The organism is Phycisphaerales bacterium, assembly GCA_040221175.1.
GTDB lineage: Bacteria > Planctomycetota > Phycisphaerae > Phycisphaerales > UBA1924 > JAHCJI01.
This window is the reverse complement of record JAVJVK010000019.1, coordinates 46,438-70,331: the sequence shown is the minus strand read 5'-3', so window position 1 is coordinate 70,331 and position 23,894 is coordinate 46,438. Positions and strand designations below refer to the sequence as shown.

General features: G+C 66.1%; 25 protein-coding genes. 15 read left to right on the top strand and 10 right to left on the bottom strand.

Going from position 1 to position 23,894, the window contains the following annotated elements; translation table 11 throughout:
• Positions 1 to 11: 11 nt before the first annotated feature.
• Genes RIE32_12545 through RIE32_12490 form a run of 12 tightly spaced genes read left to right on the top strand, consistent with a single transcriptional unit; the run spans position 12 to position 8,880 of the window.
• The gene (locus tag RIE32_12545; GenBank protein ID MEQ9097081.1) at positions 12 to 1,265 is read left to right on the top strand and encodes a secretin N-terminal domain-containing protein; all 1,254 of its coding nucleotides are present in this window, start codon (positions 12 to 14) and stop codon (positions 1,263 to 1,265) included.
• The gene (locus tag RIE32_12540) at positions 1,262 to 2,761 is read left to right on the top strand and encodes a GspE/PulE family protein (protein ID MEQ9097080.1); all 1,500 of its coding nucleotides are present in this window, start codon (positions 1,262 to 1,264) and stop codon (positions 2,759 to 2,761) included. The genes RIE32_12545 and RIE32_12540 overlap by 4 nt, the downstream gene beginning before the upstream one ends.
• The gene (locus RIE32_12535) at positions 2,758 to 3,993 is read left to right on the top strand and encodes a type II secretion system F family protein (protein MEQ9097079.1); all 1,236 of its coding nucleotides are present in this window, start codon (positions 2,758 to 2,760) and stop codon (positions 3,991 to 3,993) included. The genes RIE32_12540 and RIE32_12535 overlap by 4 nt, the downstream gene beginning before the upstream one ends.
• Positions 3,993 to 4,415, top strand: coding sequence for a type II secretion system protein GspG (locus tag RIE32_12530; protein MEQ9097078.1), 423 nt, complete (start codon positions 3,993 to 3,995; stop codon positions 4,413 to 4,415). The genes RIE32_12535 and RIE32_12530 overlap by 1 nt, the downstream gene beginning before the upstream one ends.
• Complete coding sequence (locus RIE32_12525; protein MEQ9097077.1) at positions 4,412 to 4,795, top strand: hypothetical protein; 384 nt, start codon at positions 4,412 to 4,414, stop codon at positions 4,793 to 4,795. The genes RIE32_12530 and RIE32_12525 overlap by 4 nt, the downstream gene beginning before the upstream one ends.
• The gene (locus RIE32_12520; protein ID MEQ9097076.1) at positions 4,792 to 5,142 is read left to right on the top strand and encodes a prepilin-type N-terminal cleavage/methylation domain-containing protein; all 351 of its coding nucleotides are present in this window, start codon (positions 4,792 to 4,794) and stop codon (positions 5,140 to 5,142) included. The genes RIE32_12525 and RIE32_12520 overlap by 4 nt, the downstream gene beginning before the upstream one ends.
• Positions 5,139 to 5,537, top strand: coding sequence for a prepilin-type N-terminal cleavage/methylation domain-containing protein (locus RIE32_12515; GenBank protein MEQ9097075.1), 399 nt, complete (start codon positions 5,139 to 5,141; stop codon positions 5,535 to 5,537). The genes RIE32_12520 and RIE32_12515 overlap by 4 nt, the downstream gene beginning before the upstream one ends.
• Positions 5,534 to 6,400, top strand: a complete 867-nt coding sequence (locus tag RIE32_12510; GenBank protein MEQ9097074.1) for a hypothetical protein — start codon at positions 5,534 to 5,536, stop codon at positions 6,398 to 6,400. Before RIE32_12515 ends, RIE32_12510 begins: the two co-directional genes overlap by 4 nt.
• Positions 6,401 to 6,438: 38 nt before the next feature.
• Positions 6,439 to 6,888, top strand: coding sequence for a hypothetical protein (locus tag RIE32_12505; GenBank protein ID MEQ9097073.1), 450 nt, complete (start codon positions 6,439 to 6,441; stop codon positions 6,886 to 6,888).
• Positions 6,885 to 7,724, top strand: coding sequence for a hypothetical protein (locus tag RIE32_12500; GenBank protein ID MEQ9097072.1), 840 nt, complete (start codon positions 6,885 to 6,887; stop codon positions 7,722 to 7,724). Before RIE32_12505 ends, RIE32_12500 begins: the two co-directional genes overlap by 4 nt.
• Entirely contained in the window at positions 7,721 to 8,257 is a 537-nt protein-coding gene (locus RIE32_12495) for a hypothetical protein (protein MEQ9097071.1), read from the top strand. The genes RIE32_12500 and RIE32_12495 overlap by 4 nt, the downstream gene beginning before the upstream one ends.
• Entirely contained in the window at positions 8,254 to 8,880 is a 627-nt protein-coding gene (locus tag RIE32_12490) for a tetratricopeptide repeat protein (protein ID MEQ9097070.1), read from the top strand. The genes RIE32_12495 and RIE32_12490 overlap by 4 nt, the downstream gene beginning before the upstream one ends.
• Before the next feature lie 3 nt (positions 8,881 to 8,883).
• Here RIE32_12490 and RIE32_12485 read toward each other — a convergent pair whose 3' ends face one another.
• The 5 genes from RIE32_12485 to lepA all read right to left on the bottom strand — a co-directional run bounded on the left by RIE32_12485 (position 8,884) and on the right by lepA (position 13,912).
• On the bottom strand, positions 8,884 to 9,165 hold the full coding sequence (locus RIE32_12485) for a hypothetical protein (protein MEQ9097069.1): 282 nt from the start codon (positions 9,163 to 9,165) through the stop codon (positions 8,884 to 8,886).
• A 137-nt stretch (positions 9,166 to 9,302) separates the two neighbouring features.
• On the bottom strand, positions 9,303 to 10,100 hold the full coding sequence (locus RIE32_12480) for a hypothetical protein (GenBank protein ID MEQ9097068.1): 798 nt from the start codon (positions 10,098 to 10,100) through the stop codon (positions 9,303 to 9,305).
• Positions 10,101 to 11,160: 1,060 nt separating this feature from the next.
• The gene (locus RIE32_12475; GenBank protein MEQ9097067.1) at positions 11,161 to 11,559 is read right to left on the bottom strand and encodes a VOC family protein; all 399 of its coding nucleotides are present in this window, start codon (positions 11,557 to 11,559) and stop codon (positions 11,161 to 11,163) included.
• A complete protein-coding gene (locus RIE32_12470; protein ID MEQ9097066.1) occupies positions 11,559 to 12,086 on the bottom strand; it encodes a hypothetical protein in 528 nt (175 codons plus the stop codon). The genes RIE32_12475 and RIE32_12470 overlap by 1 nt, the downstream gene beginning before the upstream one ends.
• A gap of 5 nt (positions 12,087 to 12,091) precedes the next feature.
• Positions 12,092 to 13,912 carry a translation elongation factor 4 gene (lepA, locus tag RIE32_12465; GenBank protein ID MEQ9097065.1) on the bottom strand — a complete coding sequence of 607 codons (1,821 nt, stop codon included), beginning with the start codon at positions 13,910 to 13,912 and terminating at the stop codon, positions 12,092 to 12,094.
• Positions 13,913 to 14,097: 185 nt separating this feature from the next.
• On the opposite strand from lepA, the gene RIE32_12460 reads away from it, so the two are divergent.
• Both RIE32_12460 and RIE32_12455 read left to right on the top strand, forming a co-directional pair.
• The gene (locus RIE32_12460; GenBank protein ID MEQ9097064.1) at positions 14,098 to 15,525 is read left to right on the top strand and encodes an MFS transporter; all 1,428 of its coding nucleotides are present in this window, start codon (positions 14,098 to 14,100) and stop codon (positions 15,523 to 15,525) included.
• Positions 15,526 to 15,549: 24 nt separating this feature from the next.
• On the top strand, positions 15,550 to 16,653 hold the full coding sequence (locus RIE32_12455) for a GntG family PLP-dependent aldolase (GenBank protein MEQ9097063.1): 1,104 nt from the start codon (positions 15,550 to 15,552) through the stop codon (positions 16,651 to 16,653).
• Here RIE32_12455 and RIE32_12450 read toward each other — a convergent pair.
• The 5 genes from RIE32_12450 to RIE32_12430 all read right to left on the bottom strand — a co-directional run bounded on the left by RIE32_12450 (position 16,628) and on the right by RIE32_12430 (position 20,474).
• Positions 16,628 to 16,897, bottom strand: coding sequence for a PilZ domain-containing protein (locus tag RIE32_12450; GenBank protein ID MEQ9097062.1), 270 nt, complete (start codon positions 16,895 to 16,897; stop codon positions 16,628 to 16,630). The two genes, RIE32_12455 and RIE32_12450, sit on opposite strands and share 26 nt — an antisense overlap.
• A gap of 272 nt (positions 16,898 to 17,169) precedes the next feature.
• A complete protein-coding gene (locus tag RIE32_12445) occupies positions 17,170 to 18,663 on the bottom strand; it encodes a FapA family protein (protein MEQ9097061.1) in 1,494 nt (497 codons plus the stop codon).
• Between the two features lie 12 nt (positions 18,664 to 18,675).
• Positions 18,676 to 19,065: a response regulator gene (locus tag RIE32_12440; protein ID MEQ9097060.1), complete on the bottom strand. Its 390-nt coding sequence runs from the start codon at positions 19,063 to 19,065 to the stop codon at positions 18,676 to 18,678.
• Positions 19,062 to 19,532, bottom strand: coding sequence for a chemotaxis protein CheX (locus RIE32_12435; GenBank protein MEQ9097059.1), 471 nt, complete (start codon positions 19,530 to 19,532; stop codon positions 19,062 to 19,064). The genes RIE32_12440 and RIE32_12435 overlap by 4 nt, the downstream gene beginning before the upstream one ends.
• Positions 19,533 to 19,769: 237 nt before the next feature.
• Positions 19,770 to 20,474, bottom strand: coding sequence for a GC-type dockerin domain-anchored protein (locus RIE32_12430; GenBank protein MEQ9097058.1), 705 nt, complete (start codon positions 20,472 to 20,474; stop codon positions 19,770 to 19,772).
• A gap of 358 nt (positions 20,475 to 20,832) precedes the next feature.
• Between RIE32_12430 and RIE32_12425 the strand changes: the two genes are divergently transcribed.
• A complete protein-coding gene (locus tag RIE32_12425) occupies positions 20,833 to 23,883 on the top strand; it encodes a VWA domain-containing protein (protein ID MEQ9097057.1) in 3,051 nt (1,016 codons plus the stop codon).
• Positions 23,884 to 23,894 lie beyond the last annotated feature (11 nt).

Genomic DNA, 23,894 nt, shown 5'->3' with positions numbered 1-23,894 from the left:
AGGTCCGCGTCGTGGCCGACGAGCTCACCGGGACGCTCTTGGTTGAAGCGACCGTGACGCAGCACGAGGCGATCGCGGCGCTGGTCGCGCGACTGGACGCCGAAACGTCGGCGGCACGGCTCTCGACGCGCACGATCACGGTGCGGCACCGGCCCGTCGAGGAAATCGTGTCGCTCGTCAACCGGCTGCTTGGGGCGGGCGTTGCGGGCCAGCCCGATGAGCCCGCGGACGGCGGGCCCACGAATTCGCGCCTGCCACCCGAGGCCCCCACCGCCGCGGAGCGTGCCCGCGACCGCGGTCGGGGCGGCGCAGCCAGCGACGGCGTGATCCAGATCGACGGCATGACCGTTTCGCTCGTGGCCGACGAGGCGACCAGCCGCATCCTGGCGATCGGGCCGCCCGGCGTGCTGGACAAGGTGCAGGAGCTCGTGCGCGAGCTGGACGTGCGCCAGCCCCAGGTCATGCTCGACGTGACGATGGTCAGCCTGACCGAGGGGGAGACGTTCGACTTGGGCGTGGAGCTCGAGAAGATCGAGATCGCGGGCGACATCCGGATCCGGCTCGCATCGCTCTTCGGCCTTTCGACCAGCGATGGCGATGGCCGCGACGCGGGGGACGGCGCGGGCTTCACGGGCGTCGTGCTTGACCCCGGCGACTTCGCCGTGGTGGTGCGTGCACTCGAGACGGTGAACCAGGGTCGCTCGCTCAGCCTGCCGCGCGTGCTGGTGGACAACGCCGCAACCGCCACGCTGGACGCCGTGCGCGAAGAGCCCTTCGTCTCGACGAACGCGAGCGATACCGTGGCGACCACCAGCTTCGGTGGCTCGGCGTCGGCGGGCACGCAGATCACCGTCACGCCGCGCATTGCCGAGGGCGACCACCTGTTGCTCGAGTACGCGGTAAGCCTCAGCCAGTTCGTAGGCGAGTCGTCCAGCAGTGCCGTGCCGCCGCCTCGGCAGGAGAACAGCATCACGTCGATCGCGACGATCCCCGATGGGCACGCGATCGTGCTGGGCGGGCTCGAGACCATGAACGAGGGCGAGGCGGAGAGCCAGGTGCCGCTACTGGGCGACATCCCATGGCTGGGCGAACTCTTCAAAAACCGCTCGCGCTCGGCTGGCCGCACGAAGTTCTACGTGTTCATCCGCCCGACCATCACTCGCGGCGACGGCTTCGAGTACCTTAAGTACGTCAGCCAGGACATGGCCGCGGACTTGGGCGTGGACGATGGCTTCCCGGTGGTCAAGCCGCGGGTGATCCGATGAGCGTGGCGGCCCGGCCGTGCGAGGCGTTCCTGCGTCTGATCAACCGCGACTTCGCACGCGAGCACCTCGTGCTGGGCGAGCGTGTAGGCGAGCAGTTGGTGCTGCGGCACGCCGACGCGACACCGCTGACCGTGCTGCACAACGTGGGCGTGCGCCTGGGCGAGCACGGCGATCAAGAGGTCGCCGATGCGCAGGTGCTCGCCGAGCGGATCGACGCGGCGTATACCCAGATCGAGCGGGACACCTCACAAGAGACCCCGGGCCTGACCATCGAGGCCCCCGACGACGACCTGGAGCGTGCCCTGGCCGAGGCCGACCGAGACCTGCTGGCCACCTCGGGCAAGGCGCCGGTCGTGCGGCTTGTCGATTGGATGCTGTTCACCGCGGCCACGCGAGGCGCGAGCGACGTGCACGTGCAGCCGCTGGAGGACCGCGTTCTTATAAGGATGCGTGTCGACGGCGCGCTGCGCGACGTCAGGGACCTTCCCGCGTCGCTCGGTGGCCCGATCGCAAGCCGGCTAAAGGTCATGGGCCGGATGGATGTGGCCGAGCGCCGCGTGCCGCAAGATGGGCGGGCGACGGTCACCATCGGCAACGGCGATACGGCCCGCACGATCGACCTGCGTCTCAGCAGCCTGCCCACCGCGTTCGGCGAGCGCGTCGTGGTGCGTCTGCTCGAGCCCGAGGGCACGCTGGACCTGGACGACTTCTCGGCCCTCGGCATGCCTGAGGACGTGCAGCGGAGATGGCTGGCGGCGTGCTCGCGTTCGAGCGGCATCGTCCTCTCCACCGGCCCGACCGGAAGCGGCAAGACCACGACCCTGTACGCGACGCTTCGGTGGACCGCCCGCCGCTCGGCCCGCGACCTGAACGTGATGACCATCGAGGACCCCATCGAGTACGATCTATCTGGTCCTCACGTGGCGATCAGCCAGGCCCAGATCAATACCAAGAAGGGCGTCACGTTCGCAAGCGGCCTGCGGCACATCCTGCGGCAGGATCCCGACGTCGTCATGGTCGGCGAGATCCGCGACCTTGAGACGGCGCAGGTCGCCATCCAGGCCAGCCTGACCGGGCACCTGGTGCTCTCGACGCTGCATACCTCCGACGCGGCGACGGCCGTCACGCGGCTGGTCGATTTGGGTGTCGAGCCGTACCTCGTGTCGGCGTCGCTGTCCGCCGCGCTCGCGCAGCGCTTGGTCCGGCGCGTGCACGGGGCATGCGATGGGAAGGGCTGCGAGGCGTGCTACAACAGCGGGCTCCTGGGGCGAGTGGGGTTGTTCGAGCTGCTGGTGGTGGGCGAACCGATGCGTGAGCGGATCGCGGCGGGCATCACCGCGAGCGCTCTGCGGGGCGAGGCCAAGGCCGCAGGGATGCGGACGCTGCAGGCCGAAGGGCGGCGGCTGGTTGAGGCTGGGGTGACGACGCCGCTCGAGGTCGCGCGCGTGGCGTCCGTTGGTGACGAGGCCTTCGATGCGGTCGAGGCCGTGCCATGACGCTCTGGCGCTACAGAGCCGTGACTGCCGGCGGGCTCTCGCGCAAGGGCGAGCTGACCGCCGACACCGCCGTGAGCGCCCGAGCCTCGCTGCGTCGCGTGGGACTGACGGTCCTCGACGTGCGACCGGTTGCCAGCGAGCGGGTGCGTGTACCGGCCTCGCTCGCGTCCAGCTCGCATGGCGTGCTCCGCGGACGACGCCGCGACGCCAAGGCCGAGGTGCTCGACGCGCTCGCCACGCTGCTGGCCTCGGGCGTGCCGCTGGCCGACGGTCTGGGCACGCTCGCCGGTTCGCGCTCGAAGCGGTCGGGCATGCGGCGGATGCTGCTGCAGGTCGAGGACGCGGTGCGCTCGGGCACGCCGCTGGCCGATGCGTTCGAGTCCCAGCCGGGCTGGTTTGATGCGGCGGAGGTCGCGGTCGTGCGGGCCGGCCAAGCCCGGGGCGAGCTCGCGCACGCGCTGCGATCCCTGGCCGATCGGCACACGCGCACCGGCGAACTGGCGGGCAAGCTGGCCTCGGCGCTGGCGTACCCGGCCATCGTCGCCGTCGCCGGCGTGGCGGTCGTCGTGTTTCTCTCGCTCGGGCCGCTGCCAAGGCTGGTGGGCATCCTGGATCAAGCGGGGGTGCGGCCGCCGGCGTTGACCGCGGGCATGATTGTGCTCGGCGAAGCGATCGCGCGCTGGTGGGCGGTGATCGTTGCCGGCGTCATTTCCGCGCTGCTTCTCGCGGCGTGGGCGGTGCGCATGATCTCGACGAGCGAGCGCGGCTGGCCCAGTCCATTGCGCCAACTCGTGCCCCACGCCCTCCGCGGCATGGCGCTAGCCAGGCTCGCCGGCGAACTGCAATCGATGACGCGCCTGGGCGTGCCACTGACCGAGGCCCTCCGCGCGGCGGCACGGACCTTCAACGGGCCGGTGAATCTGAGCCTTCGCTCAAACCTCGAACGCGCCGCCACGCGCGTCGAGGCGGGCGAGCGCCTCTCGCAAGCCCTCGACGACCCGCACTGGTTCGCCGACGACATGCGCCGGCTGATCGAGGCCGGCGAGACCGCGGGCGAGCTTCCCGACCTGCTCGAACGCCTGGCCGATCGCCTGGAACGCAGGGCCAAGCGCCTGACCGATCGGCTGGCCGGCCTCATCGAGCCCGCCGCCATCATTATGCTTGCGGCCATGATCGGCGTCGTCGTGCTCTCCGCCGTGCTTCCCCTCTTGAAACTTCGGGAGGTGCTCTAATGCGTCGCTTCTATTCAGCCCAGCACGGCATGACTCTCGTCGAGGTGCTGGCCGTCGTCGTGCTGCTGGGCATCCTCGCCGCAACACTCACCGTTGGCCTCACCGCCGCCTTCGGCCAGGGCAAGCGCGAACTTGCACGCACCGCGATCGCCGGGGCCAAGGCCAAGGTCGAGATGTACCACGTCGCCGAGGGCGGCTGGCCGCAGAGCCTGCAGGACCTCGTCGACGCCCCGCCCTCGGCCAGCTACCACCTGCCCATGGACGCCGCCCGCGACCCCTGGGGCAACATGATGCAGCTGATCGTGCCCGGGCCGGAGGGCCACGCGTTCGAGATCATCAGCTTGGGCGCGGATGGCAGAGTCGGCGGCGACGGCGAGGACGCAGATCTGAGTTCGCTGGACTTGCGCGAGGGCGGCGCATGACCTCGCCGTGCTTCCATCGCGGCTTCACGCTCGTCGAGACGCTGGCGACCTGCGCCATCGCCGCGCTGGCCATGGCGATCGGTGCCGCGCTGCTCGCCGGGGCGGGCGATCCGCTGCCGCGGGCCGAGCAAACCTACTTGGAAGCTCGCGCGATGGCGAGGCTCGTGGCCGTGAGCGATGGCCCGGCCAGCATGCAACTCGAGGGCGGCCGGCTGATCGTCCGCGACGGCCGTGGCAGCGCCGTTGTCGAACGGGAATGGCCAATCAACGTGCTGGCGACAGCTCTGACCGATGGCATCCGCATCGATCGTTTGGGCGCAAGCGATGCACCGAGCGTCGTGCTCATGCACAATGGCCGCAGGATGGAGCTGGCGCCATGACCCGCCGCGGCCTCACGCTGCTCGAGGTCGTGCTCGCGACCGCGCTGCTCGCTCTGGCCGCGACAGGCGTGGCCTCGGCGGTCTCTTCGATCACGCGACCAGTTGAAGGATCACACGCTGACATTCATGAGCTCGCCGCCGCGATCGAGGAGGTGCTGAGGGATCCCGCGCGATACGAGCTCGATGCCGCCGCGATCACCGCCCACGGCCAGGGCACGCTCATGCTTGATGACGCGACGATCCAGATCGTGCTCAAGACGCGGAGCGGACGCGGTGCATGGCTGGAGTTCGCCCAAGGAGACCAGCGGATCGCCCGCTGGGTCCGCGTGCCGGAGGAGCGGCGATGAGGCGGGGCTTCACGCTCTTGGAGGTGCTGCTCGCCCTCGCGCTGACGGCGCTGGCCGCGGGTGCCGCCGTCGCGGTGCTCGTGCCCATGGTCAGCGATGCGCCCGCCGTCGCCGCCGAGATCGAGTCACGATCGAAGGCGCAGCGGGCCCTGAACCGCATCGGCCACGATCTGCTCATTGAGCATGAGTCGATGCCGCGCCGGCGGGTGAGCGTCGGGGACGGCTGGCTCACGATCGAGACGAGGTCCGACGGCCGGCGGGTAATGAATCGCTATGACGCGGACTCGCTGGGCGTCGACACGCTGGAGTCCGAGTTGCTGGACAACGATCGCCGGCTCGTCGTCCGCATCAGCGACCGCGACCAATCGCTCCAGCGGGAGTACCGCGTGCCATGACCCGCTTTGCTCCAACCCGCCGTGGCGTCGCGCTCCTGCTCGTGCTGGCCCTGGTCGCCGGCGTGCTGCCCATCGTCGCGCTCGCGGCCTCGCGTTCCTCCGCGGCCGTGCAGCTCGACCGATCGATGGCCGAGGGCGCCATCGCCGATGACCTGATGCAGGCAACGACCCTGCCCGTCGTCGACTGGCTTCGCCGCGACGCGCCGCTCGTGGCCTTGCCCCCGCAAGCCGAGCAGCCCATGGTGCGCGTGCTCGACGATCGCTTCGAGATCGAGGGCCGCCCCATCGAGATCCGCGTGACGGCGTGGGACCTGCACGGCATGCTACCGGCGGACGCCGTTCGCGCGGGCACGCCGCTGAGGCTGTTGCTTCCCGAGGACGTGCGCCAGCGGGTGGACGCATTGGAGGCCGATCCCGATGGTCTGGACGTGTTCGCCGCGCGCGACGGCCACAGGCGAATCTTCCCCTCGCCGACGTCACACGAGCCCGCCCTGGGCGCCCTCGTGAGCACGTCAGAGCGCCCATCCGCCCAGCCCACCGTCCGCCTGAACGTCAATACCACGCCCGCGCCGCTGCTCGCCCAGGCCCTGCGCCTCGCCGGTCGGGGCGGCTACGAGCAGATCATGGAACGACGGGCGATGGGACAGCGAAGCGGGCCGCCGCCCGCACCCGATGGTGATCGAGCTGGCTCGCCACGGATCGTGCTTGCCGCTTCGAGCAGCAGTTGGGGCGTTCGCATCGACATCCGCGTCGGCTCCGTGCGGCGATCGTGGTGGACGGTGTGGACACGCGTCAGCGGCGACTGGATGCTCCAACGCCGCACGCCCATCCTGTGGGAGCCCCACCCGGAGGCCACGCGATGAATCGGCTAACCCGCGAGCGTGCGATCACGACCGCAGGCATGGCATGCGCGATCATCGCATGCGGCGCGGCCGTCTGTTGGGCGACGCGGCCAGCGGGCTCTTTTCCCATCGCTGTACGCATCGACGAACCAGTCGTGCCAGCCACGGACAGCGCCAACACACGACTGGATGCCTCCGTTTTTGATGTGGTGCTCTGGCCCGAGCCCAAGCAGGCCGAGACGACACGAGTAGCCAGCGCGAGATTGTCGACGCCCTCACCACCTCCGCCACCGCCGCCCGCGGCAATCAATCTGACGCTGGTCGCCATTGTGGAAGCCGAGGGCGGCTGGCAAGTGGCCCTCTACGACCCCGGCGAACAACGCATCTTCTTTGCGGGCGAAGGCGACACCGTCGGATCAGTCCGTGTGCGCGAGGTAACGGCATCGACCGTCCTGCTCGAACTCGCCGGGCGAACACGCCAGCTGGCATTGCAAGGCGGACCGTCATGACGAAGGGCACGCACACGATCGAGGTCCCTGTGGACACGTGCTACGTCGCGGTCGCCCCCCGGCCGCCCGGCCGCCTGAACGCTCGCGTCGCGGCCTACGCCGGCGAGGGCCAACTGCCACGGCCGATCGACGAGCTGTGCATCGCCTGGCGAGTCTTCGGCGACCAACTGGTCGTGGTCGCGGTGGATCACGAGTTGGCAGACCACTGGCTCGCCGAGGGCGTCCTGAGCTCGCGCGTCGCGGCGTTGCCAGCGGGAGTCGGCATTGAAACTGGCCCGATCGAGCTCCTAGCTCGGTCCTATCTACCAGCCAGGATCCGCCGCCATCGGCGCCATCGAGTCGCTTCGCTCGCCATCATGCTTGCCGCTAGCAGCCTCGTTGCGGCGTACGAGCTGGACCAGCGGACGGGCACGATCCTGGACCACGCACGATCGGCCGACGCGGCAACGCTGGACCTCTCACGCGAGGCCCTCCCGCAGTGGCGCGAAGGCGCCTCGCCCCAGCTCGCCCTCACGGGGGAACTGCGCAGGCTGCGCACGCTCGCGAGCGGGGACCGCGACGACAAGCCGATCGACAGCCGCGATGCGCTCGCGGCCCTCTTCGAGGCGTGGCCCACGGGCGAGGGCTTCCAAGTCGAGTCCATCGAGGCCGCCGCGGATCGGGTGACACTCCGCACCGTCGCGCCGTCACGCGAGGCCGCCATCGCGCTGGCCGGCCGTCTCGCCGAGGCGAGCACGTTCGAGTCCGCCCTCCCACAGGTGCGGACCGAAACGCAGCGTGATGGCGACGTCACGCGGCTGGAAGTCTCGCTCATCCACACCGGAGGCCGCCAATGAACGGCCGCGCACTCATGCTGATCGGCCTTGCGGCCCTCGTCGCTTCGGTGACCATCCTGGCCATCTCGTTCGCGCGATGGCGCAGCACCGCGAACACCTTCGATCAAGCGAACGCCGAGCTCGTGGCCGTTCAGCAGCAGATCGCCGAGATCCGATCCCTCCAGGCAAGCCTCCACACCCAACGCATCGCGACAACCGGCAGCCGAGCCGATGCGCTCGCTGAGATCGCCGACACTCTCGCCGCCGCCGGCTTGCCCGACTCCGCCATGCGATCGCTCGACGAGCAGAGCGATGCGGACGTCGGCGAGGCGGGACTGCGCCGGCAGACGCTTCGACTCGCCCTCACCAGCATCACGCCCGGCGACCTCGGCCGATTCCTTGCGCGGCTCGAAGCCGATCATCCAGAATGGCTGGTCGCGCGTGTTGAGCTCACCCGCCCGCGTCGCGGCGACGGCAACCGGTACGACGCTGGACTGATGCTGAGCCGGACGTACGATGCGTCCGAACGCTCGCAGGGGGACTCGCGGCCATGACACGAACCTCGCCGGCCCTCTTGCTCGCATTGTGCATCGCCGCGGCACTGCCGCTCGGCTGCCGCTCGACCTCGCCCAGCCCCTACGTCAACCAGCCGCCCATCCGTCGCGACACCGACCGGGCCCAGAAGCTCGCCGCCGAGGCGGTCGACCTCATGGAGAAGGACCCGCAGCGGGCCGAGAAGCTGCTGCGCGACGCCCTGGCCGCCGATCTCTACCACGGCCCCTCGCACAACAACCTGGGCGTGCTCCTGCTCGAACGCGGCGACTTGTACGAGGCCGCCAACGAGTTCGAGTGGGCCCGCCGCCTCATGCCCGGCCACCCCGACCCGCGCATGAACCTGGCGCTCACACTCGAGAAGGCCGGCCGCGTCGACGAGGCCATCGCCCAGTACCGCCGGGCGCTTGAAGTGCACCCGGGGCATCGGCCAACGGTTCAGGCATTGACGAGGCTTGAGGTTCGGGCGGGACGCGCCGATGACCAGACGCTCGCACGGCTGGACACGCTCAGGCTTGAGGGCGAGGACGAGGCGTGGCGGAGTTGGGCCGCTGGCACTTTCATCACGCTCACAGGCAACAAGAGCGCTAGCCGAACTCCCCTTCCCGCTGGCTCGACCCAATAGGCGTCACATCAGTTCAACCAGATCGCTCCGCTGCCACGGATTCGAGCCGAGGTACTCGTACAGGTTCATCCCGTCGCCGCACAGGTCCTCCGTGCTGGACGCCAGCGACACCGCCGCGAAGCCGCGACCGGTCGAACTCATGCTCAGCAGGCTCGCCGCCGTCGCGATAGGATCGCGCTGCATGAACCCGCCCAACGCCGGGACGTACACGCGATTCCAATTGTGGTAGATCGTGTGGCCGTACGGTACCAGCCGAGGGCTCTCCGCCTGGCCGTACCCTGTCACGATCCCAACATCTTGGCAATCAACGAACAGACCCTTGTGGCCGAGGTGCGGCATCGCCATCGCGTGCAGGTGATTCGCGCTCAGGACAGACAATAGCGTCGCAAGAAACCACGCGAGCGGGCAACACCTGATAAGCTTCAATCCACCCATCGCAAAGGAACAAATTTAAGTCGCTTGACACTTGCGGCGATCAGATCACGACGTGTTTGCTGGTCTACGATTAGAACTGGTTGGGGAGGTACGTTCTGTTGGGAAAGATCGTTGGGGCTGGGATTTACTCCGATCCCGCGTCCCCACCACCCCGCGAGCTCCCATGTAAACGCGACTGGTGGCAGCGAGCCGAATCGCTCGAGCACATCAGCGCGTCGATAGGCCGCCCACTCTCCTTCCTCCGCTTTGCCGACGATCGTACGAGGCGAGCCCGGCGGGGCGTATTCCATTCCATAAGTCTGAATCCCCGTGGTCGCATCGTCAAATGGCGGCATCACACGGTCCGTCATCAACTGGAACCAGCCACTGGGGTTGCTTGAAGCGATGACTGGACATAACTTGACATGCTTGTACGACAGACCAGGCACCACGTCGAGTAGTCTCCGATGAACAACATATGCCCTCATGGAAATGTGCATGCCCACCTGCGGCTTGGGAACATCTCTATTTTTCATCTGCCAAGGGCTCTTCTGCCAACACCACGGAGCGGGGTTGTCGTCCGTGGGCCGAATGGTCCAGTCAAAAGACGTACCGCCCTCAACCATTCCCAGGGCCCAACATGGCGAGCGATTGACCCATACTTGCAGCATCTCTGCTGCATCGAGTTCTTCTTTCGTGAAAATACACTCTTCACGATACGACAAGGGCTCACCTGGGTTGTCATGAAAGTATTCACTGTATCGTCGCGCAAAGGATTCAATGCGTTGTAGATCGGAACGATCCACCATAAAATGTATGATCCATCTGCTATTTACAGGGCCAAACCGCTTTTGCGGTCGCAGCGGTGCCATTTCGCGAAGACACTCATCCAATTGAGCGTCATGGACACCGAAACTGACATCAATTACACGCTTCATTGTCAGGTGGGACGGCCAATATCACGCCATGCCGCGGGGGCATCCCCGGCACCCGGCGGCAAGAGTGGCAGCGAGTCGCCACCGAGCGTCGGCGAGGGCGGAAGGTAGTTTCCAGGTGACGGACTCGCAAGCAGGCTGATGCCGAGCCGGAATCCACGCGAAACTCCGTCGGGCAGGTCAACACCTTGGCTGTAGGGGGCGTTGCAGATGTCCCACAACAAGTGCTGCCATCCGACTGACTCGAAACCACTGAACCAGGAGTACTCTCCTGAGCTCGCGCTGTACTCGACCTTCGAGAGCGGGAACGGCGCCGGTGGCGGAGTTGTCAGCGGCAATTCCTCAGCGCTATCGCAGGCGACTTGACCGGCTGCGTTTATGACAGCCACCAGGCAAAACACCGCCACGACCAAGCGACTCACAGCGTTCACACGCATTGCTGTCCCCCACATCATCCGCTCTCAAATCGTGCCGAACACGCTGCTCGCTTTCGTAGATCTCCCATGTTGTACCAAATGCCCTCACCTGCGCCAAGCCCATCTGGGCTATTCTTCTAAGCGACATGTGGTTGTCAGGGCCTAACTCTTGCAGTGGCAGCAGTTTAGAGTGGAAAAGATTCTTCGCATGGGCTGCGTTTGACCTTGGCTTGGCTGGCAGTCCGGTGGCATTACTGTCGGTTGGGCTCCCTCGCGCATAAAGCTTAACGGTAACCTCGCGTCGCTAGTCCGTGTGGGGCAACTGATCAACTGAGCTGCCAACATGGTGCCAACTCTCGGCCACGGGTATCCCTTGTGTACGCTCGGCCCGGCCCTTTCAAACGCCCGAGAGCGTCCAAATAGTCTCCGAGTTGGCCTGGTGGAGCTCTGAAACGGTTCCGATCGGGGAGCTTTCAGGCCCGCGTCCGTTGGATGCGGGCCTGTTTCATGGACGCTCATGCCGGCCAGATGTCCGCGTCCATCACCTCAACCGAGTTGCCAGCGGGGTCGCGGAAGTAGATCGACCGGCCCGCCCGGAAGAACCCCGGCGGCCACGCCACCTCACGCTCAATCTCAACACCATGCTGCGCCAACCGCGCGGGCCACGCGCCGAAGTCATCGACCCGAAACGCCACATGCCCCGGCCCGGTCGCCCCATGGCTCGGCACGTCCCGCCCCGGCCGCCCCGACCACTCCGGCTCGAACAACAACAGCACCGACCCTTCCCCCACGCGCAACACCGCCATCCGCTCGCTGGGCTCTTCCAACAAGCGCAAACCAACGACCTCCGCATAGAAACGTGCGGTGGCGATGGGGTCGCGGGTGTAGAGGATGGTCTCGAGGAGGGTGGGCACTACTCACCGTTCTTGCTGCTCACCACGATGCAATCCCGATATTGGCCCCGCAGTTCCTTGAGTCGCTTGTATGGATCGGCAAGAGGTTCGAGCCCAAAGCGCTGTCGCAATGCAAAGAGCAGCCTCAGTTCTTCCGGATACTGCTTCGACGATCGGGGATCTTTGATCCACTCGATCGTGTCAATCCAGTCATACGCAAGTTGTTCAAGCCCGAAGTATCCGCACATGCATCCAAGGCACAGGAACTCGCGCAGGTTTCCGCCAACGATGATGTGGGCACGCTCGAATGCCATCGGCACAACCATAACGACTGGATTGCCAGGTACATCGAGGAATACGAAGTGGACTCCATCGCCGCCTGTCGTGGCGAAGACCTCGCCGTTGGTCGGAGTCGCGTCATATCGTGGGAAGTCTCCGCCATAGAGGAGTCCGATCGGATCGAGGACGGATTCCCAGTCCGAGCCATCTTCAGCAGCGATCTGCTTGGCGAAATCCCACAAATCGGCAGGCGTGATGGGCTCTGGCATGACGCCTACTCCTCACTCGTATCCAACACCGCCATGAACGCCTTCTGCGGGATGTTCACGCTGCCCACGCTCTTCATCCGCTCCTTGCCCTTCTTCTGGGCCTCCAGCAGCTTGCGCTTCCGCGACACGTCGCCGCCGTAGCACTTGGCGGTCACGTCCTTGCGGAAGCCCTTGATGGTCTCGCGGGCGATGATCTTGCCGCCGATGGCCGCCTGGAGGGGGATCTCGAACTGGTGCCTTGGAATCTGCTTGCGCAGCTTGACCAGAAGCTGGCGCCCCCGCTGCTCGCTGCGCTCCTTGTGGGCGATGAGCGCGAGCGCCTCGACGGGCTCGCCGTTGATCAGGATGTCGACCTTCACCAGCTTGTCCTCCTGGTAGCGGTCGATCTCGTAATCCATCGTCGCGTAGCCGCTGGTCATGCTCTTGAGCTTGTCGTAGAAGTCATAGATGATCTCGGCCAGCGGCACCTCGAAGGTCAAGAGCTCGCGCGTCTCGCTGATGAACTGCTGGTTCTTGTAGATGCCCCGCCGACCCAGGCACAGCGTCATGATGTCGCCGATGTACTCCTTGGGCGTCATGATGTCGACCTTGCAGATCGGCTCCTTGATCGCCAGGATCATCGATGGATCGGGCAGGTCGGCCGGGTTGTGCACCTCGATGGTCTCGCGCTCGCCGCCCTTGGTGCGGATGTCGACCAGGTAGCTCACGGTTGGCGCGGTCTGCACGACCTCGACGCCGCCCTCGCGCTCCAGCCGTTCCTGGATGATGTCCATGTGGAGCAAGCCAAGGAAGCCGCAGCGGTAGCCAAAGCCCAGCGCCTCGCTGTGCACAGGGGCAAACGTAAAGGCCGCATCGTTGAGGCTCAGCTTCTCGATGGCCTCGCGCAGGCTCTCGAAGTCATTGCCCTTCTTGTCGCTCGTGGCCGGGTAAAAGTCGCAGAATACCATCTGCCGCGGCGGCTCGTAGCCCTCCAGCGGCTCGGCCGCCGGGTCGATGTCCAGGGTGATGGTGTCGCCCACGCGCACGTCGCCCAGGGTCTTGATGGCGGCGATGAGATAGCCCGTCTCGCCCGCACGCAGTTCCTTTACCTTCGTCGGCTTGGGCGTGTACTTGCCAAGTTCGGTCACCACGAAGGTGCGCCCGAGCCCCATCATGCGGATCTTGTCGCCGGTCTTCAACTTCCCGTCGAAAAGTCGGATGTACACGATCACGCCGCGGTAGTCGTCATACACCGCGTCGAAGATGAGCGCACGGGTCTGCTTGATCTGGCTCTCGCGCGGCGGGGGCAGGCGATCGCAAATGGCGTCGAGCAGTTCCGGAATGCCGATGCCGCTCTTGGCGCTCACGCGCAGGCACTCCTCGGCGGGAAAGCCCAGCGCCTGCTCGACCTCCATCGCGATCTCGTCGGGCCTCGCGCCGGGTAGATCGATCTTGTTGAGCACCGGCACGATCTCCAGGTCCTGGGCCACCGCCAGGTACGCGTTGACGATCGTCTGGGCCTCTACGCCCTGGCTCGCATCGACCACCAGGATGGCGCCCTCGCAGGCCTTGAGCGCCCGGCTGACCTCGTAACCAAAATCCACGTGGCCCGGGGTGTCGATGAAGTTGAGCATGAAGGGCTTGCCGTCGTGCTCGTGCATCACCGTAACGGCCGAGGCCTTGATCGTGATGCCCCGCTCGCGCTCGAGTTCCATGTCGTCCAGCGTCTGCTCACGTCGCTCGCGGTCGCTGACGGCATTCGTGGCCTGCAGCAGCCGGTCGGCCAGGGTGCTCTTGCCGTGGTCGATGTGGGCGATGATGGAAAAGTTGCGGATCTCAGGGTCCATACGGGCTGGGTGCTCCGGGTTCGGGCGGCTGCGGCGAGGTTTTTGGTACGGGACTTGGCCGGGGCGAGCCCCGAAGCGAGCATTGTAGTTCGCACGCGGACACGAACCCGCCCCCACACGCCAGTGCCTCGTGCGGGCCAGCCCGCACGGACTTGCCTTCCGGGCTTGGTTGCCAAATATGACTGGTGAGCCCCCCACCGCAGACAAGCCCGATCGCGACGCCCCTCCGGAAGGCCTCGCGATCGGTGGCCATGCGCGTGCTGTGGAGCTTCTTGCCCCAATCGCTGCCCCCCATGGCCCGGCCCAACTATCGCCGCGAGGCATTGGCCGCCGTCTTCCTGCCCTTCGCCCTGGCGGCCACCGAGGGCGCCATCATCAGCGTGCTCGTCCGCGTGGCCTACGAAGACCGCGTCGACCGCATCCTGCTTAACTTCGCCGTGGGCCTGCTCGCCGCCGCTCCGGCCATGGCCAACATCACCAGCTTCCTGTGGGTGAAGCTCAGCCACGGCGTGCCCAAGATCCGCTTCATGAACATGCTCCAGCTTGGGCTCCTGGCCCTGGTGCTCGTCATCGCCTTCAGCCCGCGCAACGGGCTGGGCCTGGCGAGCACCACGCTTGCTGTCATCGGCGGGCGCATGTGCTGGGCCGGGCTGGTCACCATCCGCTCCACCGTCTGGCGATACAACTACCGACGGGATGTGCGGGCCCAGATCACCGGCAAGTTCGCGACCATCCAGGTGCTCACGCTGGCTCTGCTCGGGCTCGGACTCGGCCAGGCCATGGACTTCGACGATCGGGCCTTCCGGATCATCCTGCCCCTGGGCGTGCTCCTGGCCGGTATCGGCGTCTGGCACTACTCCAAGATCCGCGTACGCCACGAGGCCGTGCTCCTGGCCGGCGAACGCAAGGGCGATTCTCAGAAGGCCGTCTCGCTCAACCCCTGGTCGGTCGTGCGCACGCTGCGCGACGATCCGCCCTTCGCGCGGTTCATGTCCGCCCAGTTCCTGCTTGGCATGGGCAACATGATGGCGGGCGCTCCGCTGGTACTGGTGCTGCGCGAGCAGTTCGGCCTGGGCTACCTGGCGGGCATCCTCATCGCCAGTTCCATCCCCTTGGGGCTGATGCCGCTCTTCATCCCCGTCTGGGCCCGCCTGCTCGACCACACCCACATCGTCCGCTTCCGCACCATCCATAGCTGGGCGTTCCTCCTGAATCTCTCGCTCATGATCGCCGGCGTCTGGACGGGCCAGCTCTGGCTCATCGTGCTTGCAGTCGTCGCCAAGGGCATCGCCTTCGCTGGCGGCGTGCTCGCCTGGAACCTGGGCCACCTCGACTTTGCCCCCCATGGCCGCGAGTCGCAGTACATGGGCGTCCACGTCACCCTCACCGGCGTCCGTGGGGCCCTCGCCCCCATGCTGGGTGTCTCGATCTACACCATCGCCGCCAGTTCGGGCTTCGAATCAAACCCCGGCGCGTGGACCTACGGCCTGTGCCTGCTCGTGGCGAGTTGCGGCACGGCGGCGTTCTTCGTGCTGGCCAAGGATCCCACCGTGCAAAGCCGCATCCGCGAGCAACCCTTCGAACCCGCGCCGCCCAGCCGCACCAGCGCCTGATCGTTCATCGAACTGGAGACCCCCATGGGCGCCCCCACCCCAGAGCTTGCCGTCGACCTCCGCAGCGACACCGTCACCCGACCGACCGACGCCATGCGCGAGGCCATGGCGAAGGCACGCGTGGGCGACGACGTGCAGGAGGGCGATCCCACCGTGCGCGAGCTCGAGGCCCGCGTGGCCGAGTTGCTGGGCAAGGAAGCCGCGATCTATGTGCCCAGCGGCACGATGGCCAACCTTCTGGCGATCAAGACTCAGACCAGCCCGGGTGATGAGATTGTCACCCACGAGCAATCGCACATTTACCACTGGGAAACCGGCGGGTACGCTGCCGTCGCCGGCTGCTCCATCCGCCTTGTCCCCGGCGAGCGCGGCCAGTTCACGCCCCAAACGCTGCGCCGCAACATCCGCTTCGAGGACCAGCACTGCCCGCCCACTCGATTCGTCACCATCGAGAACACCCACAACAAGGGCGGCGGCCACGTGTGGGACGTCGGCGCCATCGACGCGATCGCCGAAGAAGCAAAGACCCTGAATCTCCGCTTTCACGTCGACGGCGCACGCCTCTGGAACGCCCACGTCGCCACGGGCGAGCCGCTCGCTCGCCTCGTCGAGGGTGCCAACAGCGTGAGCGTGTGCTTCTCGAAGGGCTTGGGCGCCCCCGTGGGCTCGGCCCTGGCCGCCGATGCAAAGACCATCACCGTGGCCCGCCGGTGGCGCAAGCTACTGGGCGGGGCCATGCGCCAGTCGGGCATTATTGCCGCTGCGGCCCTGCACGCGCTGGACCATCACATCGATCGACTGGCCGACGATCACGCCCACGCGCACCAACTGGCCGATGCGATCGCGGCGTGCCCCGGCATGGCGCTCGACCCCGCCGACGTGCGCACCAACATCGTCTTCGCGCGCATGGCACCTGAGGCTCCGCTCGAAGTCCAGAAAAGCACGGCTGACGAGTTCTGTGCATTGCTCGCCGACGCGGGCGTTGGCATCCTGCCCGAGGGAGACGGTCGCGTACGCGCCGTCTTCCACCTGGGTATCTCGCCCGCCCAAGCGCAGCAGGCAACGCAGGCGTGGCACGCCTGCGCCGCTCAACTCACAGGCATCAGCTCGCCCGGCACCACTCGGTAATCTCGCCGCTGGCCGCGAGCATCGAGGCTTTCGACAACGCCTGCTTGCGCGCCGGCGTCAGATTCTCGAACTTCACGCCGGCCACCCAGCCGAAGAACCACCGACGCTCGAGGCGCGTCACGACGCCTTCGAACTCCTGCTTGCCGAAACCCCAATCCAATTGGAGCGAGACCTTGTCTCCAACGCGGCCCGGCTGCGGACCGCGACCCGACAACCGGACGCCGCCGGCCGACAAGTCGAGCACTGTGCCGATATCGCACTGAACACCTTCGGGAGCGATCCTCCCGGTTCGACGCTTCTGATTCGGATCAGGTTGAGCTGGAACTGGTCTCATGTAGGGCCACCGCATCATGGTTTGAGCCTCCGTGTCCGGGACAGCAGAGCACGGAATCGGGCGGGAAGCAACCGACCTCCCGCCGGCGTGTTCATCGGTGGATCAACGAGCCCTCTCCAATCAGAAATCTCGTGCTGATTTCACGGTTATCCCGAACTCGAACGCCGACGGACTGCCGTGGGTCAGGCCGCGTTCTCGGACGACCCAAGCAAGGGGCTCTCGAGCCAACGCTGGAGATCGTCGAGGTCTACCGCGTCGCGATCGACGTGCATCACGGCCTTCCCGGCCAGCGGTGTCATCGTCTTCGATCCCGGAGTGCGAAACACCATCGTGCCACTCTCATCCACGAGGATCTCAACAGGCCCCGGGAGCCCCTGGCGCACCGTCGCCGCCTGCGGACCAATCGCCAGCGTCACACCCGGCATGATCGACCGCTCGACCCGAAGCATTGCGCCCGCCATGCGTCCATACGAATCGATCAATCGCTCAAGGGCCGACCGAATGGATGGCCTACGCGACTCGAGCCGCGCCAGTTCGGCGTTCAGTCTGTTGGCATCAGCGGGGCTCGCCTCGGCGAGCTTCGCTCGGATCTTCTCCATTCGGCCAGCGATATCACGAAGGGCCCCATCGAGCAGCTTCGCCCGGGCATCCATCTCCGGATCGCAGCCGATGCGCACGAGCAGCTCGGTCTCGGCCTCACTCCCAAGCGTGCGAACGTTGCCGCCGAATCGAAATGACATCTCGCCACCGACCACCGAACACTCGGGCGATTGCACGAAGCGCCCCACGATGGTGGTGCAGTTGGAGATCTCCTTGCGAACGAGGAGATCTCGGCCGACATACAGGCGGGCGCCATCGACATAACCAGCCTCAAGGTCGACCGCAACCGAAAGCGAGCCCTTCCCGCGGCCGGCGATGCCCCGATGGAGCGTCGCAGAGCCCGTGACTTCGATTCGTGCCGCTTCAACCAGTTCCAGGACCTCGAGATCGCCCCCGACGCACACCTTGAACTTGTCGCACACGCCTCCGCCGATCGTCACGTTGCCAGGAAAGTCAACGTTTCCGGTGCTGAAATCGACCGACTCATCGATCTCCAGCGTTGCTCGCACCGACAACTGGCCATCGCTGACATCAAGGCATCCGTCGAAGAGTGAGACGACCGAACCATCTTCGCGGAGTTCGACCGAGTCGTCGAGCCGAAACGCTGCCGCCTGGCCCTGTGAAGCCTTGATTGGCGTTCCATACACGTCCAGTCCGTCGGCGGATTCCGTCGGCTCGTGCAACACGCCCAGGACCTGCCCCGAACGCACGACGACGATCGAGGTGTGCGCGTAGAAGTCAACCGCGGAGTCTTCCGGTCCTGCTGCCGGTGGCTCGGGCGAAGCCAGCTCGGGCGATCGCTCGAACCAGCCATCGGCTCCGTTCGTGGGCGCCACACCTTCGGCGGCCACCGCTTCTGCTTCCTCTCCCGGTTTCGTCCGCAACTGCTCCACCAATGAAGCAATGGCGGGCTTGAGCATTCGTTGCGCGTCTATGCCCTGGCCGCTCAGCACCGCCTCGATCATATCGGTGGTGACGCTCTCATTCTCGCGATTGGGCGCAATGCGCAAGACGGCGCGCACTCCGTCCGGGGAGATGATGACACGACAGGCTTGCTCCAAAGTCTCGACGGACACGTCGCAGGTACCTCACGAAGCGACGCGAATGGTCGGTGGCGAGAGTGCTTCCATGGTCTCGCGGACACGCTGCCCGAGCAAATCGGGCGTAAACGGCTTGGCCAGGAAGTTGTTCGCGCCTGCCCGAATCGCCTCCACCACCTGCCGACGGTCATTGCTACATCCGAGCAGGATAATGGGCGTACGCGTGTTTCGCTCGCGAAAGGCTCGGATGAACTGCAGGCCGTCGACCTCCGGCATCAGTTGATCAACGAGCACTAGGTCGGGCTCGGCGGATGCCGCAAGGGCAAGCCCTTCATGGCCTCCTACGGCTTCGCAGACCTCGACGTCGTCGATTTGCACCAGCACCGAACGGATGATCTCACGCATCGTCTTCGAGTCGTCGATCAAGAGGATCTTCATCGCGCTTTCACTCCAGCGGCCGGTTCACGCTCGACCGCACTCGTACCTGTTGTGACCAGTTCCAGCGTCACGAAGCCGTGCTCGTGTCGCAGCGTCCGTGCTGTCATCATCGATTCGCTTCCGACCTCGCCAGCCCGCGATTCCCGCTCATCATGCAGGCCGAGGGGCCGAACGTTGGAGACAAGTCCCATCCGTGCCGTCGCGCGCCCGCAGATCATGGTCGCCAGTTCGAGCAGCGCATCCGAGCACGCAGCGCTTTCGGCCGGCACGTCGCGCCCGCTGAAGATCGATGCAATGCGTTGGGCGCCATGTGCATCCATGCCGAGCGTGAGGTGGCCGCCTGGATCGCCGTCGAATTGGACAGAAACTGCGATCGGCCCGGAATCACCGGACCACTCCCGCTGCCCCGTGTTCTCGACTGGCACCTGCATGGTCGTCCAGAACACCTCGCGGACGGCCTCGAGCAACGCGTCGTCGTCGTGCGAACCCATACGACACCTCTTTCCTGCGTCGGGGCAACTCCCGGAATTGATCTTCGGCCCGATTCGATCCCCCCTTGAGCACGCCCGGAAACCTCAGGAGATTTCTCGTTATCGGAGTGTCCCTCGACTGGAGCCACGAGAAAAAACCACCCCCGCGGGTGCGGGGGTGGCCGGGTCAGCATTGGATTCGAATCGGTGTCCGGCCTTCGCCGGGTTCTTGGATTACTCGCAGCCCGCGTCGAACGCGTTCTGGAAGCAGAGGAAGTCGAACAGCGTCAGGCTGCCATCCTCGTCGCAGTCGGCGGCCAGATCGCCCGAGTCGAAGGCGTTCTGGAAGGCCAGGAAGTCGAAGATGGTCAGGTCGCCGTCCATGTCGAAGTCGGCATAGCAGCTGGCCGAGCCGTAGGTCAGCTCCATCGCGTCCATCTGGACGAAGGCGCCACCGAAAACGGCGCCCTCGATCTCGATGGTCGTGACGCCGCCGGCAACCTCCCAGCCATTCCAGTTCCAAGCGCAGTCGGGGTTGATCTCGATGACGGCCTCGTCAACCAAGGCGCCCGAAGCGTCCAGGAAGCGAGCGGTGGCGTCGGGGCCGCTGGTATCGGCGTTGGTGCCGAAGTATCCGCCGAACATGCCGACCTCGTCGGTGAACTCGTAGATCACGAAACCACCGGCCGAAGCCGCCAGGCGCGAACCCTCGAACGGACGGATGACGCACATGAAGCTCCAGCCCGTGGTCGTGTGCATGGAACCACCCGTGCTGATCATCTCAGCGGTGCCATCGAACACTGGGTGGGATGCCGGGAAACCGCCGGGCAGGGCGTCGAAGCCCTCCTGGAGGTCACCGGTGAACGGGCCGACGGGCGTCACCTGGGCCAGCGCCAAGGCGGGCACGGCGAGCATCGAAGCAGCAACGATCTTCTTCATAACGATACCTCTCTATCCTCTGTATTGGGGCAAGCCCCAATGAACGCGATCGGGACGCAGCGCAACACAGCTGTCCTCGTCCCAACTACCCCACTTGCGGGGACACCGTTTCGCGCTTGGGCACTGAATGAACCAAGATTAATGCTGGATTCCTCTGATCCGTTCGGGTGATCCTGAATCAACCGCGTATTTCGCATTCAACATGCGTATTTGAACCCTGAGCCACGGTCGCCGGTAGGATCGAGAAGGTGGACGAACTCTCGTCCGAACCGGCTTGCCGATCGGGGTCACCCATGCCGATTTCCCTCATGACCGCCAAGACGTTCTTTGCCGCGGCGGCGGCCTTGGAGGGTGAGTCTTGCTGAGTCTGCTGGCCGTGCTCCGAGTGGGGCCCATCGAATTCGCCCAGCCGCACTGGCTCTGGCTGCTGGTGGTGCTGGTGCCCATGGCAGTGGTGATCGGCAGGAAGAGCCTCTCGGGCATGGCATCGAACGGCCGGCGCGTCGCCCTGATCGTTCGGCTCCTGGTCCTGACCATGCTTGTGGCAGCCCTGGCGCGGCCCGCGTCGCGCGACACCGCCGAGGACGTTTCGGCGACGTTTGTGGTCGACATGAGCCGCTCCGTCCCCGCCATCGTCCAGGAGCGTGCGCGGGCCTTCGTACGCCAAGCCGCCCGGATAGAGAAAGAGCCAAAGGACCGCATTGGCACGGTCGCGGTCGCCGGCGAGGCGATCATCGAACACCTGCCCCGCACCATGGCGCCAGAGATCGACCGGGCCTTTACGGGCCGAACGGATCAAACCAACCTGGCCGAGGCTATTCGCCTCGCCCTGGCCGTCAGGCCAACGGACGCCGCCTACCGCATCGTGCTGATGAGCGATGGGAACGAGACCACGGGCGATTTGCTGTCCGAAGCTCGCTCCGCTCGTGCGCAGGGCGTGCCGATCGACGTTCTGCCGCTTCGGTACAACTACGAGAACGAGGTCATCGTCGAGCAGATCCTGGCTCCGGCAACGGCTCGAATGGGCGAGAACGCCAACCTGCGCGTCGCGCTCCGTTCCAACAGCGTTGCCAGTGGCACGCTGACCATCACGGCCAATGGCTCACCGATCAACATCGCAACGGACGGCCCCGGCCCGGGCGTGCAGGTCGAACTCGACCCGGGACTGAACAGCTTCGTCGTACCCATTCGTGTGCCCAATGCGGAGGTGCTTCGCTTTGAGGCAGTCTTCGAGCCAAGCTCGGCCCAGGCCGGCGATACCATCCTCGAGAACAACCGCGCCCTGGCGACCACATTCGTTGCAGGAGAGGGCAAGGTGCTGGTGCTCGTCGAAGACCCTCCCACCGCCCAGCCCTTCCTGCAAGCGCTGACCGAAGCGGGCGTGCTGGTCGATGCCCGCCCCTCGGCCGCGATGCCCGACAGTCTGGTCGGGCTTGGCGCCTACGACGCGATCGTCCTGATGAACCAGCCGGCGGCCAACTTCAGCCGCATGGCCATGGACCAGCTCCGCCAATACGTGCACGACGCCGGTGGCGGGCTGGTGATGCTCGGCGGTCCAAACTCGTTTGGCGCCGGCGGCTGGATCAACAGCCCCCTCGAAGACGCACTACCGATCCGTCTTGATCCACCGCAAAAGCGCCAGCTTCCAAAGGGCGCCATCGCCATCGTCATCGATACGTCGGGTTCGATGGGCGGTGGCGTGGGCGGTCTCGGGCAGAGCCAGCTCGACATCGCGAAAGAAGGAGCGCTGGCGGGCATCAACACGCTCTCGTCGCGAGATATGGCCTCGGTGATTCGATTCGACAGCTCGGCGGGCCTTGTGATGCCATTGGCCGAACTCACCGACCGCGGCGCGTTCGCCTCGGCCATCCGGCGCATGGAGGTCGGCGGCGGCACGAACATGGCGCCCGGCCTCGTGATGGCCCTGGAGCAACTCGAGGATGCGCCCGCCGCTGTCAAGCACATCATCGTGCTGAGCGATGGGCAGACAACCGGCAGCAGCCGGGAGTTCCAGACCATCATCCGCCGTGCCCGGCAAACGAACATCTCGATTTCAACCGTGACGATTGGCGACTTCTCGAACGATGCATTGATGCAGGAGATCGCCGCAGCCACGAACGGTCGCTACTACCCGGTGACCATCGCCAACAGCAAGGCCCAACTCCCTGAGATCTTCATTCGCGAAGCCCAGACCATCAGCCGTCCGCTCGTCTGGGAGGGCACGCCCTTTGTGCCCGCGTTTACGCCCGGACTCACCGAGGCTTCGCGCGGCATCCGAGGTGTTCCGCCAATCAGCGGCTACGTCGTCGCAGGTGATCGCGAGGGCATGTCGGTCGTCACCATGCGAGGCCAGGAGAACGATCCGGTGATGGCGCAATGGCAGCATGGGCTGGGGCGCGTCGTAACGTATACCAGCGATGCATTGAGCCGATGGAACCCAATGTGGCTGGCCTGGGGCGACTATAAGCAGTTCTGGGAACAGCACGTTCGGTGGACGATGCGCGCCAGCGGTGACGCCAGCATCCGCATCGTGACCACGCGGGAAGGCGACCGGACCCGCGTCGTCGTGGAGGCCACCGATGCAGCCGGCCAGCGCATGAACTTCGCCACGATCAATGGCCGCCTGGCGGCCCCCGATGGCACCGGCATCGACGTCTCGCTCCAACAGACCGGGCCCGGGCTCTACGAGGGCGTCTTCGACACCGAGCAATCGGGCTCGTACCTCTTGAGCCTGAACTACGACGCGCCGCAGGCCGATGGGCAACGCCTGCGCGGCACGGCGCGCGCCGCCATCGACCGCCCGTTTGCCGACGAGTTCCGAGCTACGCGGACCAACGACGCGTTGCTTCGGCAGGTGGCCGAGGTGACCGGCGGGCAGCTCCTCTCGGCAGACTCGATGGATGAAGCCGTCAGCCCATGGCGACGGGAGGGCATCGAAATGCCCGTCGCCCTTCGCAGCATCTGGTTGCCCGTGGCGATGCTCGGCATCGGCCTGTTTCTGCTGGACGTTGGCATCCGCCGCGTGCGAGTCGATGTTCGGGGCATTGGGCGATTCATCCAGAAGAGCCTGAATGCCAAGCAACAAACCCAATCTCAGCAGATCGATGCCTTGCGAACGGCACGAGCCAAAGCCCAGGATCGCCTGAAGCGCCCCGACGAGGGGCCGAGCCAGAAGGTGCGCGCCGCCATGCGGGCAAGCGAGCAGCAGGCGACCGCCAAGGCTCGTTTTGAGGTATCAGACGAAGATCTCAAGGGCACGAAGGGCAGCGTGGTCGAAGGCGCGGCCAACGGGGCCCCGGAGCAGCCCAGCACCAAGAAACCCGATGCCACCACAGATGAAGAAGAGCAGGGCATGTCGCGTCTGCTCAAGGCCAAGCAGCGCACGCGCGATGAGTTCAAGGATCGATAGAGCCAGCAGGC